The organism is Paenibacillus sp. J2L1-98, assembly GCF_056269405.1.
In genome coordinates this window covers 275,617-297,110 of record NZ_JBWDNW010000002.1, presented here as the reverse complement: position 1 = coordinate 297,110, position 21,494 = coordinate 275,617, and the positions used below count along the sequence as shown (strand labels likewise).

General features: G+C 50.6%; 15 protein-coding genes. All 15 read left to right on the top strand.

What is annotated here, in order from left to right; genetic code table 11:
• The first annotated feature begins 97 nt into the window (after window positions 1-97).
• Entirely contained in the window at window positions 98-1,615 is a 1,518-nt protein-coding gene (locus AC0YNZ_RS06035; protein ID WP_475825768.1) for a carboxypeptidase M32, read from the top strand.
• A gap of 159 nt (window positions 1,616-1,774) precedes the next feature.
• Window positions 1,775-2,785 carry an ABC transporter substrate-binding protein gene (locus AC0YNZ_RS06030; protein ID WP_475825767.1) on the top strand — a complete coding sequence of 337 codons (1,011 nt, stop codon included), beginning with the start codon at window positions 1,775-1,777 and terminating at the stop codon, window positions 2,783-2,785.
• 28 nt (window positions 2,786-2,813) lie between these two features.
• Window positions 2,814-3,617 (top strand): ABC transporter ATP-binding protein, encoded by an 804-nt coding sequence (locus AC0YNZ_RS06025; RefSeq protein WP_475825766.1) that lies wholly within the window; start codon window positions 2,814-2,816, stop codon window positions 3,615-3,617.
• Window positions 3,618-3,636: 19 nt separating this feature from the next.
• Window positions 3,637-4,497, top strand: a complete 861-nt coding sequence (locus AC0YNZ_RS06020) for an ABC transporter permease (protein ID WP_475826153.1) — start codon at window positions 3,637-3,639, stop codon at window positions 4,495-4,497.
• 39 nt (window positions 4,498-4,536) lie between these two features.
• Window positions 4,537-5,505 carry an aromatic acid exporter family protein gene (locus AC0YNZ_RS06015; RefSeq protein ID WP_475825765.1) on the top strand — a complete coding sequence of 323 codons (969 nt, stop codon included), beginning with the start codon at window positions 4,537-4,539 and terminating at the stop codon, window positions 5,503-5,505.
• Window positions 5,506-6,014: 509 nt separating this feature from the next.
• Window positions 6,015-6,578 (top strand): outer spore coat protein CotE, encoded by a 564-nt coding sequence (locus AC0YNZ_RS06010; RefSeq protein ID WP_475825764.1) that lies wholly within the window; start codon window positions 6,015-6,017, stop codon window positions 6,576-6,578.
• Between the two features lie 139 nt (window positions 6,579-6,717).
• Complete coding sequence (locus tag AC0YNZ_RS06005; RefSeq protein WP_475825763.1) at window positions 6,718-8,133, top strand: putative amidoligase domain-containing protein; 1,416 nt, start codon at window positions 6,718-6,720, stop codon at window positions 8,131-8,133.
• Between the two features lie 263 nt (window positions 8,134-8,396).
• Complete coding sequence (mutS, locus tag AC0YNZ_RS06000; RefSeq protein ID WP_475825762.1) at window positions 8,397-11,096, top strand: DNA mismatch repair protein MutS; 2,700 nt, start codon at window positions 8,397-8,399, stop codon at window positions 11,094-11,096.
• A 27-nt stretch (window positions 11,097-11,123) separates the two neighbouring features.
• Window positions 11,124-13,235, top strand: a complete 2,112-nt coding sequence (gene mutL, locus AC0YNZ_RS05995; RefSeq protein ID WP_475825761.1) for a DNA mismatch repair endonuclease MutL — start codon at window positions 11,124-11,126, stop codon at window positions 13,233-13,235.
• The gene (locus AC0YNZ_RS05990; protein WP_475825760.1) at window positions 13,232-14,008 is read left to right on the top strand and encodes a class I SAM-dependent methyltransferase; all 777 of its coding nucleotides are present in this window, start codon (window positions 13,232-13,234) and stop codon (window positions 14,006-14,008) included. Before mutL ends, AC0YNZ_RS05990 begins: the two co-directional genes overlap by 4 nt.
• The gene (gene miaA, locus AC0YNZ_RS05985; RefSeq protein WP_475825759.1) at window positions 14,005-15,018 is read left to right on the top strand and encodes a tRNA (adenosine(37)-N6)-dimethylallyltransferase MiaA; all 1,014 of its coding nucleotides are present in this window, start codon (window positions 14,005-14,007) and stop codon (window positions 15,016-15,018) included. The genes AC0YNZ_RS05990 and miaA overlap by 4 nt, the downstream gene beginning before the upstream one ends.
• 17 nt (window positions 15,019-15,035) lie before the next feature.
• Window positions 15,036-15,281, top strand: a complete 246-nt coding sequence (hfq, locus tag AC0YNZ_RS05980; protein WP_110770334.1) for an RNA chaperone Hfq — start codon at window positions 15,036-15,038, stop codon at window positions 15,279-15,281.
• A 151-nt stretch (window positions 15,282-15,432) separates the two neighbouring features.
• Window positions 15,433-17,916, top strand: coding sequence for a transglycosylase domain-containing protein (locus AC0YNZ_RS05975; RefSeq protein ID WP_475825758.1), 2,484 nt, complete (start codon window positions 15,433-15,435; stop codon window positions 17,914-17,916).
• Between the two features lie 2 nt (window positions 17,917-17,918).
• The gene (locus AC0YNZ_RS05970; protein ID WP_475825757.1) at window positions 17,919-18,566 is read left to right on the top strand and encodes a peptidylprolyl isomerase; all 648 of its coding nucleotides are present in this window, start codon (window positions 17,919-17,921) and stop codon (window positions 18,564-18,566) included.
• 285 nt (window positions 18,567-18,851) lie between these two features.
• Window positions 18,852-21,425: a glycoside hydrolase family 32 protein gene (locus AC0YNZ_RS05965; protein ID WP_475825756.1), complete on the top strand. Its 2,574-nt coding sequence runs from the start codon at window positions 18,852-18,854 to the stop codon at window positions 21,423-21,425.
• Window positions 21,426-21,494 lie beyond the last annotated feature (69 nt).

The window sequence follows — 21,494 nt, the reverse complement described above, 5'->3', positions numbered from 1 at the left end:
CAGGTTTAAGATGATTATAAGGATTGACATAAGTAAGATCAAGTGAAGTTCCTATGAAAGGAACGAAGGTCCGAATCGAGAATAGGAAGGCGGAAAAATGATGTCGATAAAACATGACGATGCTCTGCAAAGCTTTACGGAAACAATTCGAAAAATAAAGAGCTATGACGAAGCACTCGGCGTTCTGTACTGGGATCTGCGCACCGGCGCGCCCCGCAAAGGGATGGATAATCGTTCCGAGGTCATCGGCGCTTTGTCCGCTGACCAGTTCAAGCTGTCAACTTCGCCTGAGCTGGGGGAGTGGCTGTCCACGCTGGAGGAAAGCAATGTTTATTCGAATCTCAGTGAAATCGAGCAGCGTCTAGTGACAGAGACCCGCAAGGAATACGATCGCAGCGTAAAAATTCCGCCGAAGCTTTATCAAGAATATGTGGTGCTATCCTCGCAATCCGAATCCAAGTGGGAGGAAGCCAAAGAAAATAACGATTATGCGGGCTTCCAGCCGTATTTGGAAAAAGTGATATCATACACGAATCAATTTATCGATCTATGGGGTGCTAAAGCGACCCGTTATGATACGCTGCTTGATCAGTATGAGCCTGGCATGACGGTAGCTGAGCTCGATCATGTATTCGGAGGCTTGCGCGAACAGCTCGTACCGCTGGCAGCTGCAATCGCGAATTCGCCCCATCAACCTGACACCTCTTTCCTTAAGCAAAATTATAATAAACCGGCGCAAAAAGCATTTAGCTTATACATACTGGAGCAAATGGGCTATAGCTTCGAAGCAGGAAGGCTGGATGAGAGCGTTCATCCATTCGCTACCGGTCTAAGCCCGGGTGATGTTCGGATTACGACGCGTTATTTGGAAAACGATGTAACGAGCGCATTATTTGGCACGATTCATGAGGGCGGTCATGCGCTGTATGAGCAAAACATTATGGAGGAGCTCATTGGCACCACACTCTGCACTGGAACGTCTATGGGCATCCACGAGTCGCAATCCCGCTTCTGGGAAAATGTCATCGGACGCAGCAGACCGTTCTGGAATCGCTATTTCGGCGAGCTTCAGAAGCGGTTTCCGGGCCAGCTGGATGTCAGCGTCGATCAATTTTATCGTGGCAATAACGTTGTCCAGCCATCGCTAATCCGTATTGAAGCAGATGAGCTGACCTACAATCTGCATATTATTATCCGATACGAGATGGAGAAGCTCATCTTCAATGAAGGTGTGAAGGCAGCTGATTTGCCTGCGATTTGGAACGATAAGTATAAAGAGTATTTAGGCGTGACACCGCCAAACGACGCGGAAGGCGTTCTTCAGGACGTGCACTGGTCGGGCGGCGCCTTCGGCTACTTCCCGTCCTACTCGCTTGGAAATATGTACGCTGCACAGATTGCCGATACGATGGAACGGCAGCTTGATGGCTTCTGGACGAAGGTTGGAAATGGCGATTTATTGCCGATTAAGCAATGGCTGACGGAGCGGATTTACAAATACGGTAAGCTGAGAACGCCTTCTGAGCTTATTCAAAGTGTGACGGGCAAGCCGCTTGATCCTCAACATTTGGTTGCGTATTTAACGAAGAAATATACAGATATCTACAAACTGTAGTGCTGCAGCGAAGCTTGCAGGAATGAATAGAAGGCTGTCCGCTCGTCCTTGGACGATGTGCGGGCAGTCTTCTTTTTGTGTGCACATTCACCGCCTAGAACACTACCGCATAGGCTGGAGTACATTTATTAAACGCAATTGCGCGGGAGGGAAGAAAAAATGAAAAGACGTATGATATGGTCGCTGATGCTTACGGTAGCGCTTGTCATAACTTCGACTTTGGCAGGCTGCGGCAAAGGAGATTCGGAAAAAGTGAAAATCCGAATCGGCGAGGTAACACGCTCGGTATTCTATGCGCCTGAGTATGTCGCGGTCGCGAAAGGATTTTTTGAAGAGGAAGGTCTTGATGTGGAATTGACGACGACGCCGGGCGGAGACAAAACGATGACAGCACTGCTCTCGAATGTCATCGACGTTGCGCTGGTTGGCTCAGAAACGTCTATTTATGTGCATCAGCAGGGTACCGATGACCCGATCATTAACTTTGCTCAGCTTACGCAGACCGACGGCACGTTTCTCGTTGCCAGAGAGGCAGATGAAAACTTCGATTGGAATTCGTTAAAAGGAAGTGTTTTCCTCGGACAGAGAAAAGGGGGCATGCCGCAAATGGCTGGCGAGTTCGCGCTGAAGAAGCTGGGAATCGATCCTAAGACTGATTTGGAGCTTATTCAAAACGTTGATTTTGCTAATATTCCTGCGGCTTTTGCATCAGGAACCGGCGATTATGTCCAGCTGTTCGAGCCGACGGCATCGATTTTTGAGAAGGAAGGCAAAGGCTATGTTGTCGCATCGTTTGGTGCTGAAAGCGGCCACCTGCCTTATACCGTCTTTATGGCGAAGCAGAGCTACATCAACAAGAACAAAAAAGCGATTCAATCATTTACGAATGCCATTTATAAAGCGCAGCTATGGGTAGAGAGCAACGACGCCGAGACGATTGCGGATGTTGTGCTTCCTTATTTCGAGAATGTAGATCGCGATATTCTCGTTAGCGCGATCGACCGTTACAAGCAGCAAGGCTCGTACGCAACTGATCCGATCATTGACGAAGCGGAATGGAATAACCTGCTCGACGTCATTACGACGGCAGGAGAGCTGGAGAAACGTACGGAGCATAGCGAGCTGGTAGACACCGGTTTTGCAGAAAAAGCGATCGAAGCGATTAAATAGACACGGGGCAGGAAACGGAGGCTTAGGCATGTCGCATGAACCGGTGCTTGAGCTGCAGCAATTATCACATGTTTATGTGAATGAAAAGGGTGCCTCGCTCGCGGTTGAGCAAATTGAGCTGACGGTAGACCGCGGGGAGTTTATTAGTCTGGTCGGCCCCAGCGGCTGCGGCAAGACGACGGTGCTTAGCTTGCTCGCCGGCTTGTTTCCTCCGACTAAGGGCCAAGTACTGTTAAACGGGGAGCGGGTTGCCGGCCCCTCGCCCAAGGTAGGCTATATGCTGCAGCAGGATTATTTGTTTCCATGGCGCACAATAAGTGAAAACGCCGCGATAGGGCTTGAGATTAGCGGCCAAAAGACGGAGAAAGGGCTTAGAGCCGTCGATAGGCTGCTCGAAGAGCTGGGATTGCCTGGATCAGGCCGCAGATATCCGCATGAGCTGTCGGGCGGAATGAGGCAAAGGGTCGCGCTTGCAAGGACACTGGCCACCGAGCCTGAGGTGCTTTTGCTTGATGAACCGTTCTCTGCGCTGGATCTGCATATCAAGCTCCAGCTTGAGGATTTGGTTCATCAGACGCTGAAGCGGCTTAGCAAAACGGCAGTGCTCGTGACGCATGATCTTGCGGAAGCGGCTGCGATGAGCGATCGCGTCATCGTGCTCGGCCGCAACCCCGGCCATATACGCTGCGAGTTGAAAATACCGGAAGATATCCGCCGGGCAACACCGATGGCGGCCCGCAAGCTGCCGGGCTTTCAAGAGCTTTTTGAACGCTTATGGAATGAGCTTGATAAAGAAGATATGGAAGGCGAAGGAGGTGGACAGAGTGGATGAACGCAGGGGGCCGTATCTTATGAAAGCGGAGAAGCCTGAGAGGGCGGCTGTATCCGGTATTCAGGAGGATCGCCGCTTTTGGATGAGCGAGCTTCATGACCGCTTTAAAAAGAGGAAGCGCCGGATAACGGCTGCAGTCGTTGCGACCCAAGCTGTCCTGCTTCTTCTATTTGTTAGCTTATGGGAAGCGGCGGGGCGAAATGACTGGATTGACCCCTTGCTGTTCAGCTATCCGTCCAAGATGTTTTTGCAGCTATGGAAGACGATGGCTGACGGATCCGTTTGGCCGCATATTGGCGTGACGGTGACCGAAACGGCAGCCGGTTTTTTGCTTGGAACATTGCTGGGAACTGCGATTGCCGCGGCGCTGTGGTGGTTTCCTTTTTTGTCGCGCGTATTTGATCCTTATTTGGTCGTGCTGAACAGTATGCCGAAGGTGGCGCTGGGTCCAATCTTTATTGTAGGGCTTGGTCCGGGATTTATGTCGATCGTGGCCATCACCTTGTCGGTGACCGTTATCATTACGACGTTAAACATATACAACCGTTTTCGAGAAATCGACTCCGGCTATATTAAGGTAGTAAGGCTGTTCGGAGCTTCCCGTTTCCAATTGTTCAAGCTTGTTATTTTGCCTGGCTCATTTCCCGTCATTATTTCCACCTTAAAGGTAAATGTCGGACTGGCGTGGATTGGCGTAATCGTTGGCGAATTTCTCGTCGCGAAGCTGGGTCTTGGCTATTTGATTATATACGGCTTTCAGGTATTCAATTTCACGCTGGTCCTGTCAAGCCTGATCGTTATTGCGGTAGTTGCAACAGTTATGTATCAGCTCGTTGCCGCGCTCGAGAGGCGGTTGACGGCAGGCTGGCGCGAGCGGTAGGATGTAGAAATAAAATCCTATTGTTCGCGAGGTTATTTCATGGGCATTCGTATTATCAAAACGGCGTTAGCCGCCATCGCAGCTATTTATACTGCCGTATATCTAGGACTGGAGCCGCCTCTGGGCGCAGGAATACTCGCTATACTCGGCGTCGAAGTGACGCGGATGAAAGGGCTGAAGAGCGCATTCGTCCGATTTATCGCCTCCGTGCTCGGACTTTTTTTTGCATCGCTTATTTTTACCTTGTTCGGCTTTCATATATGGGCGGTTGCTGTATTTATTCTCATCACGTTTCCTATACTATCGCGATTTCATTTAAAGGACGGCATTGTCACAAGCTCGGTTATCGTCTTTCATTTGTTTAATAGGGCAGAGGTCACGACGGGGATTATCGGCAATGAGATATTGCTGCTGTTCGCCGGTCTTGGATGGGCGACGATCGTGAACATCATTTACATGCCGAAGGATGAGCATCAGCTAAGCTTCTACCGTTCAGCGATCGAGCGAAGCTTCGGCGTTATTTTTCAAGAGATGGCGCTCACGCTTCGTAATCCGGCGCATGTATGGAACGGCGGGGAAATATTAGAAGCCTACAATGCGATCGAGGAAGGCGCGCTGCGCTCTGTCCGCAACCGGGAGAATCGGCTATGGGGCCAGGAGCAGTATTGGTCCACTTATTTCGAAATGAGAAGGCAGCAGCTTGAATCGGTGCAGCAGATGCTCGTCGAGCTAGCGTTTGTATTCGAGAAATTCCCTCAGGCAGTTATGATTGCCGATCTGCTTGATCAGCTGTCGTTCGATGTGAAATCGGATGTGTACGAAGGCAACGTCGAAGAACGGATATACGATCTGTCGCAATTATTCCGGACGATGGAGCTCCCCAAATCACGGGAAGAGTTCGAAATTCGCGCAGCACTTCTCATGCTGCTCCATGAGCTGGAGCGGTATATAAGCATTGCGAAGCGATTAAAAAAAAGAAAAGTCATGTCGTCCGAACTTCAGCCATAGAATGTAGAGGGAAAAATTCGTTGCGAGGCAAGCGTAAACGGCTGGCGACGACTAGGGGGGGCGCAGCTATCGTTTCGTTCAGAAATACAAGCGTGATTATAGGGGAGATACCTTAGCGTCTTGCATTTCAAGCGTAAACGGCTGGCGGAGACTAGGGGAGACGCAGCTATCGTTTCGTTCAGAAATGTAAGTATGTTTATAGGTGAGGAATCTATAATATCTTGTATTTCAAGCGTAGATGGCTGGCGGCGACTAGTAGCGGCGCAGCATGCGTTTAGCTGAGAAATATAAGCACCGTTATAAGTGTGAGACTTATGTATTCTTATATTTCAAGCGTAACAGCTACATCCGGCCTCGTACGGTTCTAGCTAACGTTCCGCAAAGATCTATATGGATCGCTATAAGTATGAAACTTATATAATCTTATATTTCGAGAAAATAAACAGTCACCCTAGACGAATGTCCTGCATACACTTTAAATGAATGATTGTATGGAGGAGGTTAAATCAATGACTATTGCAGATAAACAGCTCCAGTACAGAGAAATAATTACTAAAGCTGTCTGCGGAAAAGGTCGTAAGTTTTCCACTGTAACCCATACCGTAACACCGCCTCATCATCCAACCAGTATTTTGGGAGCATGGATAATCAACCATCAGTATGAAGCGGTTCGTTCGGGCGACGGCATTGAGGTAATTGGTACTTACGATATCAACATTTGGTATTCGTACAGCAAAAACTCGCAAACAGACGTAGCTAAGGAATCCGTGCATTACGTCGAGCATGTCAACCTCTCCTATGTAGATCCGAAGCATCGGCCTTCTACAGTGGAAGTGTCAGCCGACGTGATACAGGAGCCGAATTGTATCGAAGCGAATATTTCTTCGAACGGCTCCGGTGTTGTGATTCGTGTAGAACGTGAGTTTTCGGTGGAGCTGGTTGCCGAGACTAAGGTTTGCGTAGCAGTACTTCCAGGCGGTTGCGGCGACCTGGACGGCAAGGATCTGGAATTCAGCCTCGGCGATAACGATTATGAGGATTTGGATCCGGATTTGCTGGACGAAGAGCTGTAAGCAAGCCGGGAAGCTTTGCTGTCAAGGTATCATATGCTGCGGGAGCAGTAAATTCGAGGGCGAAAGCCCTCTTTTTTTTGGAAATCTTTTCAGGCGTATAAATCAGCTCTGTCAAAAATGATTAAAGGCGGGAAGCGCGATGGCTTCGACGTGGATATGGAGGGGCAGTTACGACAGGCTGGAGAGGGTTACATATCATGAAAACGGTCCGCATGTCTCTGGGGAACGGAACGGACAGCCGCTGCATGCGCAGCCATGGACCGAAGTGAAGGCAGGCGATGCGGTGATCGCATGGTCGGATGCCCGTACGATCGATTGCAGCCGCTTTAAAGGCGTCTGGGTGCTTAATATTAATGGCCACAGCACCATAAAACTGCCGGAAGCAGAGAAGTTTCGGATATGGCGCCGAGCCGGCCTTTGCGGAGGCCCTGAGGTTGAGAGTGAACGTTTGTATCGCGTTGGCATTGTTCATTTGGAGCCGGTGGAAATGGTGCGCATGGACGCCTCTGGAAAACCGATGCACGGTAAGCCGCTGCTGCCTGCGGGCAGTGGCGGCTGGCCGGAGGATCCCGTAATGCGGCGGGTAATTCGTACCGCCGTTTCGGCGCTGTATACGTTAGGCCTCGATATCGGTGAGGCCGTGATCTCGCTTGGCGGGGACGGGCGAACAGCCGTCCGCACCGCTTGGCCGAAGCTGAGTGATACGAGGCTGGAGGCGGCAGTGCTGCGGCGGTTCGCCGCTTGGCATGCGGCGGCGACAGCGGAGGCAGCGGATCGGCAGCTGCTTATTGGCGCCGATCCGGAGTTTGTGCTTGTGACGCCGGCCGGGAAGGTGGCTTCGGCGTCTCGGTTTTTTGGAGCGGGCGTCGGCGGGGCAGCAGGGGCCGACGCCGTGCGTATCGGGCGACGGCTTCTTTATCCCGTCGCCGAGCTGCGGCCCGAGCCGGCCGAAAGCCCGGCCGCTCTCGCCGCGAACGTGCGGCGGCTGCTGCTGCGCGCCGCCGAACGCATCAGCGACCCCGCATTGCGCTGGGCCGCCGGAGCGATGCCCGTGCCGGGGCTTGCGCTCGGCGGGCACATCCACATCAGCGGAGCGCCGCTAACGAGCCGCTTGCTCCGCTTGCTCGACAGCTACGCGGCATTCCCGCTCGCTCTTATTGAGGACCCCGCAGGGCGGGCCCGCCGTCCCCGTTACGGTACGCTCGGGGACTTTCGCCAGCAGCCGCATGGCGGGTTCGAATACCGGACGCTGCCGAGCTGGCTCATCTCGCCGGCAGCGGCTAAAGCTGCCTTCGCTTTGGCGCTGCTGTGCGCTCGCGAGGCGCTAAACATTGACTACATACCTGCTCTGGAAGAGCGGTATGCAGAAGCCTATTACGCCGGCGACCGCTCCGGGCTGGCCGGCTGCTTAGACGGCCTTGCCGCATCCATCTCCGCCACTCCCGGCTATGAATCGCTCGCACGCTTTATCGAGCCGTTGTTCGAGGCTGCGCGGCGCGGCACGACGTGGGACGAGAGCTCGGATATCCGCGCCAAATGGCGGATACCCCAATAATGGATGTTAGCATGTCAAATCTGAAAATACGGGCGCCTACATTTGAAAGCAAATCGTATGGCGCCCTTATTCCGTTTCTCGTTCTGGAGAGAGTTCACCGTTTTCGCTTATGGCGCACATCTGTTCCGCTTGTTATAATAAGTATCTAATGTTTACTGCGTGGGAAACAAGACATAATCGGACTTGCGTATGTAATTAATAATATTAAATATTGAGATGCGGACGAAGCGTCATGATATAAACGTTTTTGAGGAGGATCGGAAATGGCTGGCTATACTCCAATGATTTTGCAATATCTCGCAATAAAAGAAGAAGCGAAGGACGCATTTTTGTTTTTTCGATTAGGCGATTTTTATGAAATGTTTTTTGACGATGCGATAGCGGCTTCCCGCGAGCTGGAAATTACGTTGACTGGCAGGGAGGGCGGTGGCGAGCAAAAAATTCCGATGTGCGGCGTGCCTTATCATTCCGCTGAAAACTATATCAGCAGACTGGTGGATAAAGGCTATAAAGTAGCGATTTGCGAGCAGGTTGAAGACCCGTCAGCGGCAAAGGGCGTCGTGCGCCGGGAAATCGTGCGCATTATTACGCCCGGTACGGTCATGGAATCGAAGGCGCTGGAAGGCAAAGTGAATAACTTTATCTCCGCAATCGTCAGCGCCGGCGGCATGCTTGGGCTTTCCGCTTGCGATTTATCGACAGGCGAGCTTTATGTGACGTCGTTTCCTGAGCATATCGAAGCGTTGATCGATGAAATAAACGTCTACCAGCCTTCCGAGCTTGTGGGCGATGGCCGGCTGCTGGAAGCCGTTCAAGCCGCGGCGGTTTGGAATAAGCAGCTGCTGCTAACGGCGCGCGAGCCGATGGAAGCAGACAAGCTGACGGAGCAATTCGGGGAGAGCGAGCTTGCCAAAATAACGGGAGCAAGGCTTCTCGCCGTTAGCGTCTTGACTGGATATTTGGAGGAAACGCAGAAACGTTCCCTCGGACATGTGCGTACGATAACGAGCTATGAGCCTAATCAGTACATGATTCTGGATCACTATACAAGAAGAAATCTGGAGCTTACCGAAACGGTTCGCGACCGCAACAAGAAGGGATCGCTTTTATGGCTGCTGGACCGCACGCAAACGTCGATGGGCGCGCGCTTGCTGCGCCGCTGGATTGATAAGCCGCTGCTCAGCAGCGCTGCTGTAGAAGCCCGCTTGGATGCGGTCGAAACCTTATATCTGGATTTAATTTTAAGAGACGATATCCGTAAGGAGCTGCAGCCGATTTATGATCTCGAAAGGCTGGTTGGCAGAGTGGCCTTCGGCAGTGCGAACGGACGCGATTTGAATGCTCTGCGAAGCTCCCTTCGCCGGATTCCGCAGCTGACGGATCTTTGCGAGCGATCCGGCTCAGCTGTGCTGCAATCGCTCGTTGAGGGGACGGACAACTGCTCTGATTTAGCTGATCTTATCGAGAAGGTGCTTGTCGACGAACCTCCGGTCACCATTCGGGAGGGCGGACTTATCCGTCCCGGCTATGATGCCTATTTGGATCAATTGAGAGAAGCAAGCACGAACGGCAAGAAATGGCTGGCTGAGCTTGAGCGCCAGGAGCGCGAGGCAACCGGCATCAAAAATTTAAAAATCGGCTATAACCGAATTTTCGGCTACTATTTGGAGGTTTCCAAAGCGAATTTGTCCAGCTTGCCGGAAGGAAGATACGAGCGCAAGCAGACGCTTGCCAATGCTGAGCGATTCGTAACGCCGGAGCTGAAAGAGAAGGAGAGGCTGATTCTCGAGGCGGAGGACAAAATGGTCGATTTGGAGCATGAGCTGTTCACCCGGCTCCGGGATCATTTGTCTCTACACTTGCACAGGCTTCAGAAGGCAGCCGCAATCATCGCCGAGCTTGACGTGTACCAATCGTTAGCGACGGTCAGCGCGGAGCGCCGTTTTTCACGCCCGCAAATAACGGAAAGCTATGATTTGCACATTGAGGACGGGAAACATCCTGTCGTTGAAGCAATGATGGATGGAACGCCTTTTATTTCAAACGGCACGGGGCTTCACAAGGACAAGCAGTGGATGCTGCTAATTACAGGCCCGAATATGGCTGGCAAAAGCACATACATGCGCCAAGTGGCACTCATATGCATCATGGCTCAAATGGGCTGCTTCGTTCCTGCAAAGTCGGCTGTTATTCCGCTAATAGACCGCATTTTCACCCGGATAGGCGCAGCTGACGATCTCATAGGCGGCCAAAGCACCTTCATGGTGGAGATGAAAGATATTCAGCTGATGACAGAGAAGGCAACGGCGAATAGCCTTGTTATTATCGATGAGCTCGGCCGCGGCACTTCAACCGGCGAAGGAATGGCGATCGCGCAGGCGGTAATCGAGTATGTCCATCATCATATCGGCTGCAAAGCGCTTGTATCGACGCATTTTCATGAGCTGGCTCATCTTGAAGATTCTTTGCCGTCGCTTACGAATGCACGTATGGCAGTCGAAGAAAGCGGCGATAATGTAACGTTTCTGCGTAAGCTCATTCCCGGCGCAGCGAGCACCAGCTACGGCATATATTGCGCTCAACTGGCCGGCCTGCCGCAGTCTATTATTGGCAGAGCTTACGAGCTGCTTGATGAGCCGGCTGCCGCTGATCTGCCAATGGCAGCATCAGCGGCAGTTGCAGCAGCCCATGGATCTCAGCGCACCTATTCTTATGCGCAGCAGCCTTCCTTGTTAACGGAGGAGAGGAAGGAAGCCGTGATGGCTGCAGAGTCGCGCGGGATCGTGCAGCTTTCGATATTTGATGAGCCTGCCGCCGCTAAGGAGGCCGAGCCTGCACGGAGGAAAACAAATCCGAAGGCCGAGCAGCTCGCTGAGCAATTGCGGAAGCTGGATTTGTTTAACTTAACGCCGATGCAAGCGATGCAATGGCTGAATGATATGAAGAGTAAATTGAACGACTAGCTGGGCGGAAGGGGGAGACGTAACGTCATGGGAAAAATCAAAGTGCTGGACGAGCAGCTTGCCAACCAGATAGCCGCAGGCGAAGTAGTCGAACGGCCGGCATCGGTCGTAAAGGAGCTTGTTGAAAACGCGGTCGACGCCGGCAGCACAACGGTTGATATTATGATTGAAGAAGGCGGTTTGTCGCTAATAAGAGTCATCGATAACGGCTACGGCATAGAGGCTTCTGACATCGTTACTGCGTTTCAACGTCATGCGACGAGCAAAATCTCGACGAGCAGCGATCTCTTTCGCATTGCGAGTCTGGGCTTTCGGGGGGAAGCGCTGCCGAGTATTGCCGCCGTTTCCCGGCTGCAGTGCATCTCATCGGAGACATCTACGGGACTTGCGCGCCGCATCGTTATTGAAGGCGGCAAGCTCACGATAGATGAACCGGCAAACGCGCCGCAAGGAACGGAAATGACCGTGCGAGATTTATTTTACAATACTCCCGCGCGTCTTAAGTATATGAAGGCTATTCAAACCGAGCTTGGCCATATTTCCGATTATATCAACCGGATCGCGCTTGCACACCCCGGTATTGCCTTTACGTTTAAGCACAACGGAAATGTGCTGCTGCGTACGCTCGGGACTGGCGACAGGCTGCAGGTCATTGCCGCTGTATATGGGTCTAATACGGCTAAGATCATGCTGCAAGTAGAAGCGGAAACTGCCGATTACGAGCTGCGCGGCTACATTTCGAAGCCTGAGCTGACACGGGCCAATCGGAACGGAATTACCGCAATCGTTAACGGACGCTTCATACGCAGCCATACGATCAATCAATCGTTGCTGCAAGCGTACCACACGCTTCTTCCAATCAATCGTTTTCCGCTAGCGGTATTGGAGCTCGGAATGCATCCAAGCTTGCTTGACGTCAACGTCCATCCGTCCAAGATGGAGGTCAGATTCAGCAAGGAGCCGGAGCTGCGCACCATGATTGAGGATGCTGTCAAAGCTGTGCTCGGGCGCCAGCGGCATATTCCGGGGCCTGAATCAAGCAGCAGGCAGGAGCGCTCCAAGCCGTTGTTCGTGCAGGATGCCATTTCGTTTCACCGTCCAGAGCCGGCAGCAGAGTCCTTCAAGCCGTATCAGCCGACAGAGACGAAAAAAACGTCTGCAGTCTCTTACAAGGCACCGGTCATTGATAGGGAGTACGTTCCCCGGAATGCAGCAGAGAAGCTTTATGCGCCGCCAGTCCCGGATGCGGAAGCATTCGCTGTCCGCGAGGTATCAGCGCCTTGGGAGCAAGCCGCATCAACCGTTTCCGATGCGGTTAAACCCAATACAGATCAAATGGTTGAGCTGTTAAATCAATCGCAAAGGACAGATCCATCAGTATGGATACAAGCTGAGCCTGAATCAGAGCAGGCTGAATATCAGAATGAGCCATTTGAAGCGCTGCCGCCAGCTCCGGAAAGTGCTTCCGGCGATGCCGGCACATTTGAACCGGCTGCAGCAGAAACTCCGGAAGCCCGACTGCCGGCTGTTGATGACGCTGCGGAGCAGCCTTCGTTTCCTGAGCTGTACTGGATTGGTCAGCATCATGGCACCTATATCGTTGCTCAGTCTCAGGATGGTCTCTATTTGATCGATCAGCATGCGGCGCATGAGCGCATTAATTATGAGTATTATTTTCATAAATTCGGCAATCCTGAAGCGGCCAGCCAACAATTGCTCGTTCCGCTGACGCTTGAATTTACAACGGGTGAGGCATCGCAGCTAAGGGACCTTATTCCTATGTTTGCACAAGCCGGGGTCGAGCTGGAACCTTTCGGCGCGCAGACGTTTCTCGTCCGTTCATACCCCGAATGGATGCCGCAGGGCGAGGAGCAGTCCTTGCTTGAGGAGATGGCGGATCTGCTCATTTCTGAGCGGAAGTCCATTGACATCGGCAAGCTGCGGGAGAAAGCGGCCATTATGTGCGCATGCAAAGCATCGATCAAGGCGAATGACCGGATGAACCGCGAGGAAGGCGAGACCTTGCTTGCCAGGCTTGCGAATTGCAAGCAGCCTTACACCTGCCCGCATGGCCGTCCTATCATTGTGCATCTATCGACCTACCAGCTGGAAAAAATGTTTAAGCGGGTGATGTCGTGATCGTCACAACGACGGCTAAGCCGTCTGCACGCGCTTTGGAGCAAGCCAGGCGGCTGTCAGACGAGCTCTCAGCTGCGCTTAAAGCACGCGGAAATTTAACAGTCAATAAGCTTATGACGCTAAGCCGGGATAAGCGATTAGTGGTGGTGACTGAGGAGGAGGTCCGCTTTTATGACGGACAATCAGACACACCGCTTTATTTTCATCCCAGCATGGCGTTCGTTCGTGTAAAGCGTTTGCGCCGCGGCGAAACGGATCCGCTCATCCAGCTTTCGGGCTGTAAAGAGGGGGACCGGATTATCGACTGCACAGCGGGTCTAGCTTCGGATTCGCTCGTATTCTCTTATGCCGCTGGACCTACGGGCGCCGTCACGGCAATCGAAAGCGAGCCCGTGCTGTGTGCGCTCGTTCGCGAGGGTTTGGCAGGCTATCAGACAAGCCTTCCGGATGTGAATGAAGCGATGAGGCGCATCGAAATGAAATGTGATCATCATATGGAATATTTGACGGGATTGCCTGATAAAAGCGTCGATATCGTTTATTTCGACCCCATGTTCAGGCAGCCGTTAAACGAGTCGAGCTCGATGGAGCCGCTTCGTTCTATCGCTAATATGGACGCTTTATCCGGCGAGGTTATCGAACAGGCGAAGCGGGTCGCCCGCAAAAGCGTAGTTCTTAAGGAGCATCAAGCAAGCGGAGAGTTTGCGAGACTTGGCTTCGAGCGCCGGCATGTGAATACTTCGAAAATCGCATATGGAGTGATACAGCTTTGAGTGAAGAATTAAACGGTACGCAGCCAGTCAATGAAAGGCAAAATTTGAAGAAGCAGCCGCTTCTCATCCTCATCGGCCCGACAGCGGTAGGCAAGACGCGAATGAGCCTCGATATAGCTAAAGCCTGGAATGCCGAAATCATTTCCGGGGATTCAATGCAGGTTTATCGCGGGATGGATATCGGGACGGCCAAAATCCCGTTAGAAGAGCGTGAAGGCATCCCGCATCATCTTATCGACATTTGCAATCCGGATGAGGCCTATTCCGCCGCTGATTTCCAAGCAGGCGCGACCCGTGCCATCGAGCAAATAGCTGAAAGGGGAAAGCTGCCTTTTATCGTTGGTGGAACAGGCCTGTATGTAGAGTCGGTATGTTACCAATTTCAGTTTGCGGATATCGGTTCCGACGAGGCTTTCCGGCAGGAGCAAGAGCGCTTTGCGGCCGAGCACGGCGCAGAGGCTCTGCATGAGCGGCTTGCTGCGATTGACCCTCCGGCAGGAGAGCGGCTTCACCCGAATGATCTTAGGCGCGTTATTCGGGCGCTTGAGGTTTATCATCTGACGGGGCAGACTTTTTCCGAGCAGCAAGCAGGTCAAACGAAGGAGTCGCCATACGAGCTTTGCATAATCGGTTTGACTATGGACCGTGCGGAGTTGTATCGTAGAATAGAGCAGCGGGTAGATTTGATGATGGAGCAAGGGCTAGTAGAAGAGGTGAGGCAGTTACTGGAAAGAGATTTGCCGCCTGCCGCTGTTGCGATGCAGGGTCTTGGCTACAAGGAGATTGCGGATTATTTGCGTGGAAATTGCTCGCTCGAAGCAGCGGTAGAGCGGCTCAAGCGGGACACAAGAAGGTTTGCTAAACGCCAGCTTTCATGGTTTCGACATATGAATGACATTCATTGGATCGACATGGGTGGAAATTTTCACAACAATTTGCAAACCGTTCATGGTATACTAGCAGGAAAGTTTCAAGTTAATCTTGAATATACTTCTAATCAATCTTTTTAAGACGGGGGTAACGTCCAATGAACAAATCGATCAATATTCAAGATACGTTCCTAAATCAACTTCGCAAAGACAACATACCGGTTACGGTTTTCTTAATGAATGGCTTCCAAATTCGGGGCGTTATTAAAGCGTTCGATAACTTTACAATCATCATCGACAGCGAAGGCCGTCAACAAATGGTATATAAACATGCTATTTCGACGTTTACCCCGCAGCGGAATGTTTCTCTTATGCAGCAGGATCATAACGGTTCCGAATCATAGGTTAAAGCAATTAGTGAAACTTTCTAATATCGTGTATCGTTTAACTAGATAGCGGCATGCAAGAGCAACCCGCTCCAAGCTGGGTTGCTCTTTTCATTTCGTGGCAATGATAAATTAGACGGACTAAGGAACAACAGGAGGGGAGTCGGCTATGGCTGAACGACCGAACAGGAAGACTGCACCGAAACAGAAGAGGAAAAAGAAAATATCAGGACGTAAATGGTTTTACGGATTATTCTTCACAGCGGTAATCGCAATCATTTGCGGTATCATCGGGTACCTGCTTATTATTTTAAACGGCGAGCGGGTTTTGACCGAAAATGCCAATAAGCTTGATCTCGGTGAAGCGTCAATTATTTACGATGCAAACGAAAATGAAATTTCAAGATTGTACGATCCGAATGAAAACCGCGAGATTGCAGAATTTTCAGAAATTCCTGAACAATTGCTGAATGCGATCGTTGCAACGGAAGACCAACGATTTTATGAGCATTCCGGCATCGATTTCTTTGCTATCGGGCGCGCTGTTGTGAAGGACGTTGTTGCGCGCAGCGCTGTAGAGGGTGCCAGTACCATTACCCAGCAGCTTGCCAAGAACGTGTTTCTAACCGCTGACAAAACATTTTTCCGTAAAGCGACGGAAGCGTCAATCGCTGTCGCGCTCGAGCATCAAATGTCAAAGCAGCAAATTTTGACGATGTATTTGAACCGGATATTTTTTGGCAAGAGAGTGCACGGAGTCAAGGAAGCGGCAAAATATTATTTTGACACCGACCTTGATAAGCTGGAGCTTTGGCAGATTGCGACGATTGCCGCTATGCCGAAGGCGCCTAACCGCTACAATCCGATTAACCATCCAGAGGATTCGATGAATCGGAGAGCGGTCGTTTTGAAGCTTATGTACGATCAAGGCTACATTACGGCTGCAGAGATGGAGAAAGCGAAAGCGGTTGTGTACGAGATTCCAAAAAATCATGAGGAAAGAAATACGGACAAGTACCCGGCATTCGTCGACTACGTGATTGAAGAGGCGATGGAGGTTACGAATCTTTCCGAAGAAGAGCTCCGGATTGGCGGCTACCGTATTTACACTTCGCTTAACCAAGAGGCGCAAAATGCGCTGGATACGCAGTTTAACGACGATGATAACTTTGAAAGCAGTAAGGATGATCAGCAGGTGCAGGGCGCGATGGTTATTATCGATCACCGCGACGGCACCATCAAAGCTTTATCGGGCGGCCGTGATTATGTGAAGAAGGGACTTAATCGCGTCGAGGTCCCTCGTCAGCCTGGATCAGCATTCAAGCCGATTATTTCATATGGGCCGGCGCTTGAGTCCGGGAAGTACTTCCCGTGGACTGTCCTTGCCAATGACAAGAGATGCTACGGAAATTATTGCCCGACCGACAGATGGGGAGCGACCCCCGTTACGATGCAGCAAGCGATCAAGGATTCGCGTAACCTGGCGTCCGTATGGATGCTGAATCAGATCGGATTGAAGCAGGGCTTTGCTTTTGCAAGTAAGCTTGGTTTCGAATTAGACGATGAAGACCGTAACTTAACGGCTGCACTTGGCGGTTTGACGACGGGAACGACTCCAATGCAAATGGCAACCGCGTTCAGCGTGTTCGCTAATGGAGGGAAGTCTGTTGATACGCATTCGATCCTCAAGATCGAAGGGAAAAACAACTATTCGTTTACCTACAAAGCCCCTGCTTCCAGGCAGCTGATGTCCGCAGAAACGGCTTATTATTTGACGGAGATGATGCAGACGGTCGTACAGAAGGGCGGCACGGGCTCGAGAGCTGCTATCAACCGTCCGCTTGCGGGGAAAACGGGTACGACACAGCATGGTATTCCTAATTACAAGGGCTCTGGAATTCGCGATGCTTGGTTCGTCGGCTATACGCCGGAGTGGACAGCTGCCGTATGGATGGGATACGATAAGACTGATAGGGACCACATCCTAAAGACAGGCAGCAGTCAAGCAGCTGCCATGTTCTCGAAGGTCATGAGGTCCGCGATGAAAAATGTACCTCAGTCAAGCTTTAATAAACCGCAAGGCATTAAAGAAAATAAGCCGCCGGCAGCAGTAACCAATTTTAATGCGATATTTATCCCGGAAGAGATGAAGGTCCAATTGTCTTGGGATCCGTATCAGGACGGTGAAGTCACTTATCAAGTTTACCGCAAGGAAGCTTCAGAAAGTGAATTCATTCGTTTTGTAGATTCGCTCACATCGACTGGGGTAGATGATATGAGCGCATTCCCGGGCATGACTTATGAATATTATGTCGTGGCATATGACGCAGAGAATGATCTGGAAAGCCCGCCTTCCCAGAAAATTACGGTCGTTATTCCGGAAACGGAAATCATTCCGGAAGTTCCGATGGAGCCTGATCCACTCGATCCTAACGGTGGTGAAATTTCACCGCCGCTGGAAGGGGACGGCGGGGAAGCGACGCCTGAGCCGACCGGCGATATTGAGATTCCTGAAGTGACACTGGAGCCCGGAGCCGAAACGGATAAACCCGCGGCTACGCAGGTCCCTGGCGACGGCTCGGGTAATGGAATTAGCACTAATGCTTTAGAAAACTCTGAAACCGGCGGCAATAAGCAAGGAACGGGTGGTTAGTAATGGCGAATAGAAAGAAAGCGCGATTCCTTTATTTAATCACTCTTGCCGCAGCAGTTATGCTGATTGCAGGCTGCGGCAAGGGCGGTTTAAGTCTAATAAGCGGGAATAGCGCTGAAACTTCAGCCAAGACGATGCGCTGGGATAAGATGCCTGAAATGCAGATTGATCTCGATAAATCGTATTTAGCGAAGTTTCATACTACTAAAGGCGACTTTACTGTCAAGCTGTTCACGGATGAAGCGCCGGTAACGGTAAACAATTTCGTCTTTCTGGCACGTGAAGGCTTCTATGAAGGATTATCCTTTCACCGTATTATCGAATCCTTTATGATTCAAAGCGGGGATCCAAAAGGGGACAGCACAGGGACGCCAGGCTACTCGATACCAGATGAGCTTAGTACGGAAATGAAATACGAAGAAGGCATTGTAGCTATGGCAAACGCCAGCAAGCCGAATTCGGGAGGCAGCCAGTTTTTTATTTGCACGGGACCAGATGCCGCGAATTTAAACCGGGAGCCTAATTATACGATTTTTGGCAGGGTGGAGAGCGGTATGGATGTCGTCCAGACGATTTCCAAAACACCATTGAAAAACAACCTGCCAACTGAAAAAATCATCATAAAAAAGATCGATATTATCGAGCGCTAACGATGAATACCGCCTCATTGAGGCGGTAAGATTGTTGGATAAGATTGGAAGTTAAACAATATTCGACCATTGTGATTTTTGTCTAAAACAATTAGAATGAGTGGAAACACACAGGATTGTTACTGTTATGCAGGCAAGACCTCAAATGTGTTAATGCTAATGGACAGCGTTCGCTGTTTTTAGCCTTAACCATTTTAGGTCTTTTTTTGTTGCCTTTTAGCGGAAATAAATTCGCGCTGCAGATTCTGGTGTGGTGTCAAACTCGAATTGAAAGGAGTAAGCAGTATGTTCAAAAATATCAAATTACGCGCTTTATGGTTCATCTTAGCTGTAATGTCCATCATTATCGTTACATTTTTTGCCTTGATTTTTCCAGATCTGAATAAGTCTGTTGAACAAGAGCAGAGTTCTTATTATAACGAGCCTTTTCGTCCACAATATCATTTTACTCCGGAAGCGAACTGGATGAACGATCCCAACGGCATGGTTTATTACGAGGGGGAATACCATCTATTTTATCAATATCATCCTTTCGATACCCACTGGGGCCCTATGCACTGGGGACATGCGGTCAGCAAGGATCTGGTGCATTGGGAACATCTGCCTGTCGCTTTACAGCCTGATGAGCACGGCTATATCTTTTCCGGCAACGCGGTTGTGGATTGGAACAATACAAGCGGCTTTGGAACGGATCCTAAGCATCCTCCTCTCGTCGCGATTTTCACGCAAGCGAAAGACAAGCAAGTACAAAGCATTGCCTACAGCAACGATAAAGGAAGAACGTGGGAAAAATATGAAGGAAATCCGATTATGCCGAATCCGCCGAATGTCGACTGGCGGGATCCTAAAGTGTTCTGGCATGAAGAGACCCGTCAATGGGTAATGATTCTGGCAGCCGGAGAGAAAGCAATGATCTATACCTCGTCCAATTTGAAAGATTGGACGTACGTCAGTGAATTCGGTAAACCAAACGGTGCACCTGACGGCGTCTGGGAATGTCCCGATTTATTTTCTCTGCCGGTAGACGGAAATCCGAACAAGAAGAAATGGGTGCTGACCGTCAGCATTAACAATGGCGCCATTGCCGGCGGATCAGGCATGCAGTATTTCGTGGGCGATTTCGACGGAAAGACGTTTACCAATGACAATCCCGCCAACACGACGTTATGGGCCGATTACGGCGCTGATTTTTATGCAGGCGTCACATGGAGTGACGATCCGGATCACAAAAACAGCAGACTATGGCTGGGCTGGATGAGCAACTGGCAATACGCCAACGACACCCCAACTTCAACATGGAGAAGCGCTTTTTCACTGGTGAGGAAAATGGAATTAAAAACGCTGCCGGAAGGGATCCAAATGGTTCAAACGCCCGTATCTCAATTAAAGCAGCTCCGTCATTCGATCATAAGCATTTCCGATCAAGTGGTGCAGCCGGGCATCAACCAGCTTTCTGATATAAACGGGGAAACGCTTGAAATCGTTGCTGAATTTCAAGTGGATCAGAATACGACTGCCGATGAATTCGGCTTTAAAGTTCGTAAAGGTGAAAGAAACGAAACAACAGTCGGATTCGGCAGACAAAACGGAACATTATTTGTCGACCGCACCCGCTCGGGAAAATCCGATTTCAACGGTGAGTTTGCCAAACGGCATGAAGCCCCGCTCACGGTACAGAATAATAAGGTTACGATGCATATCTTTGTCGACAGGTCTTCCGTAGAAGTTTTCGGCAATGAAGGAGAGAGAGTCATCACCGACCAAATCTTCCCCGATGCTTCGGATACCGGGGTAGAGCTTTATGCGGCAGGCGGGAAAGTGACGTTGAACTCCCTGCACATTTATTCTCTCGACAAGGTATGGAAAAATAATCCCTTTAAAGGAAGCCTGACGAAATGGCAACCGGCAAACGGATTATGGGTGGATACGATCGAAGGCAAGATGGGGCGCGGAACGGAAAAATCGTATGCTATGGCGGCGGAAACGGGAAAAGATTTTACCTACGATGCGGATATTAAGCTCTCCGAGTCCGCTTTCGGAACAGGCGGTCTAGTATTTCGCTCGAACGAAGACGGTTCGAAAGGCTACGCGGCAAGTCTGGATGCCGTTTCAGATGTAGTCAGACTGTACAATTCATCCGATAATGAAACGATAGCTGCTTACCGGATGCCAATCGAACCCGGAAAATCGTACCATATGAAAGTCGTTGCTTCCGGCAGCAAAATCATCGTCTACGTTAATGGCAACCTGGCGATTACAGCGAGTAATCAAGCATACGAAAAAGGACGCTTCGGTCTATTCGTACAGAAGGATACATTTTTCTTCCAAAATGTGGAGGTCTCCAAAAAAGGCTTGGAACGGACACTTCGAAGACAGGCAGACTCCGGTTATTCCGGAGAAGCTATTCTGCGGAGCCTGACAAACCCCGGTTTTGAGACGGGCGATTTAACCGGCTGGAAAGTCGTCAGCGGCAATATATACTCCAATCAGGACGTGACATCCGACCGAAGCTTCTGGGGCGGCAGCTTCGGTTTCACGGGAAGCCGTCACTTGTGGGGACATAAAGCAGGTTCAGACGACAGAACCGGCGTGTTAAAATCTGAAAATTTCATTCTATCCGGCAATGGGAAGATCAGCTTCCTAATCGGGGGCGGCAATCAGATCGACAAGCTGTATGTGGCATTGGTCCGCGCTTCTGACGGTGTAGAACTTTTTAAAGAAACCGGGCCGGGTACAGAAAGCTATCGCCGGGTGACTTGGGATGTATCGCAATATTTGGGCCAAGAACTGTATATCAAGGTAAACGATAACAGCACGGATGGATTTGGACATCTTAATCTTGACGATTTTCGAATGTGATATTAATTAAATTTGACCCGGCTACGTCAGTTCTAAAGGTTAAAGTCGGAGATGAAATTAAATTGATTG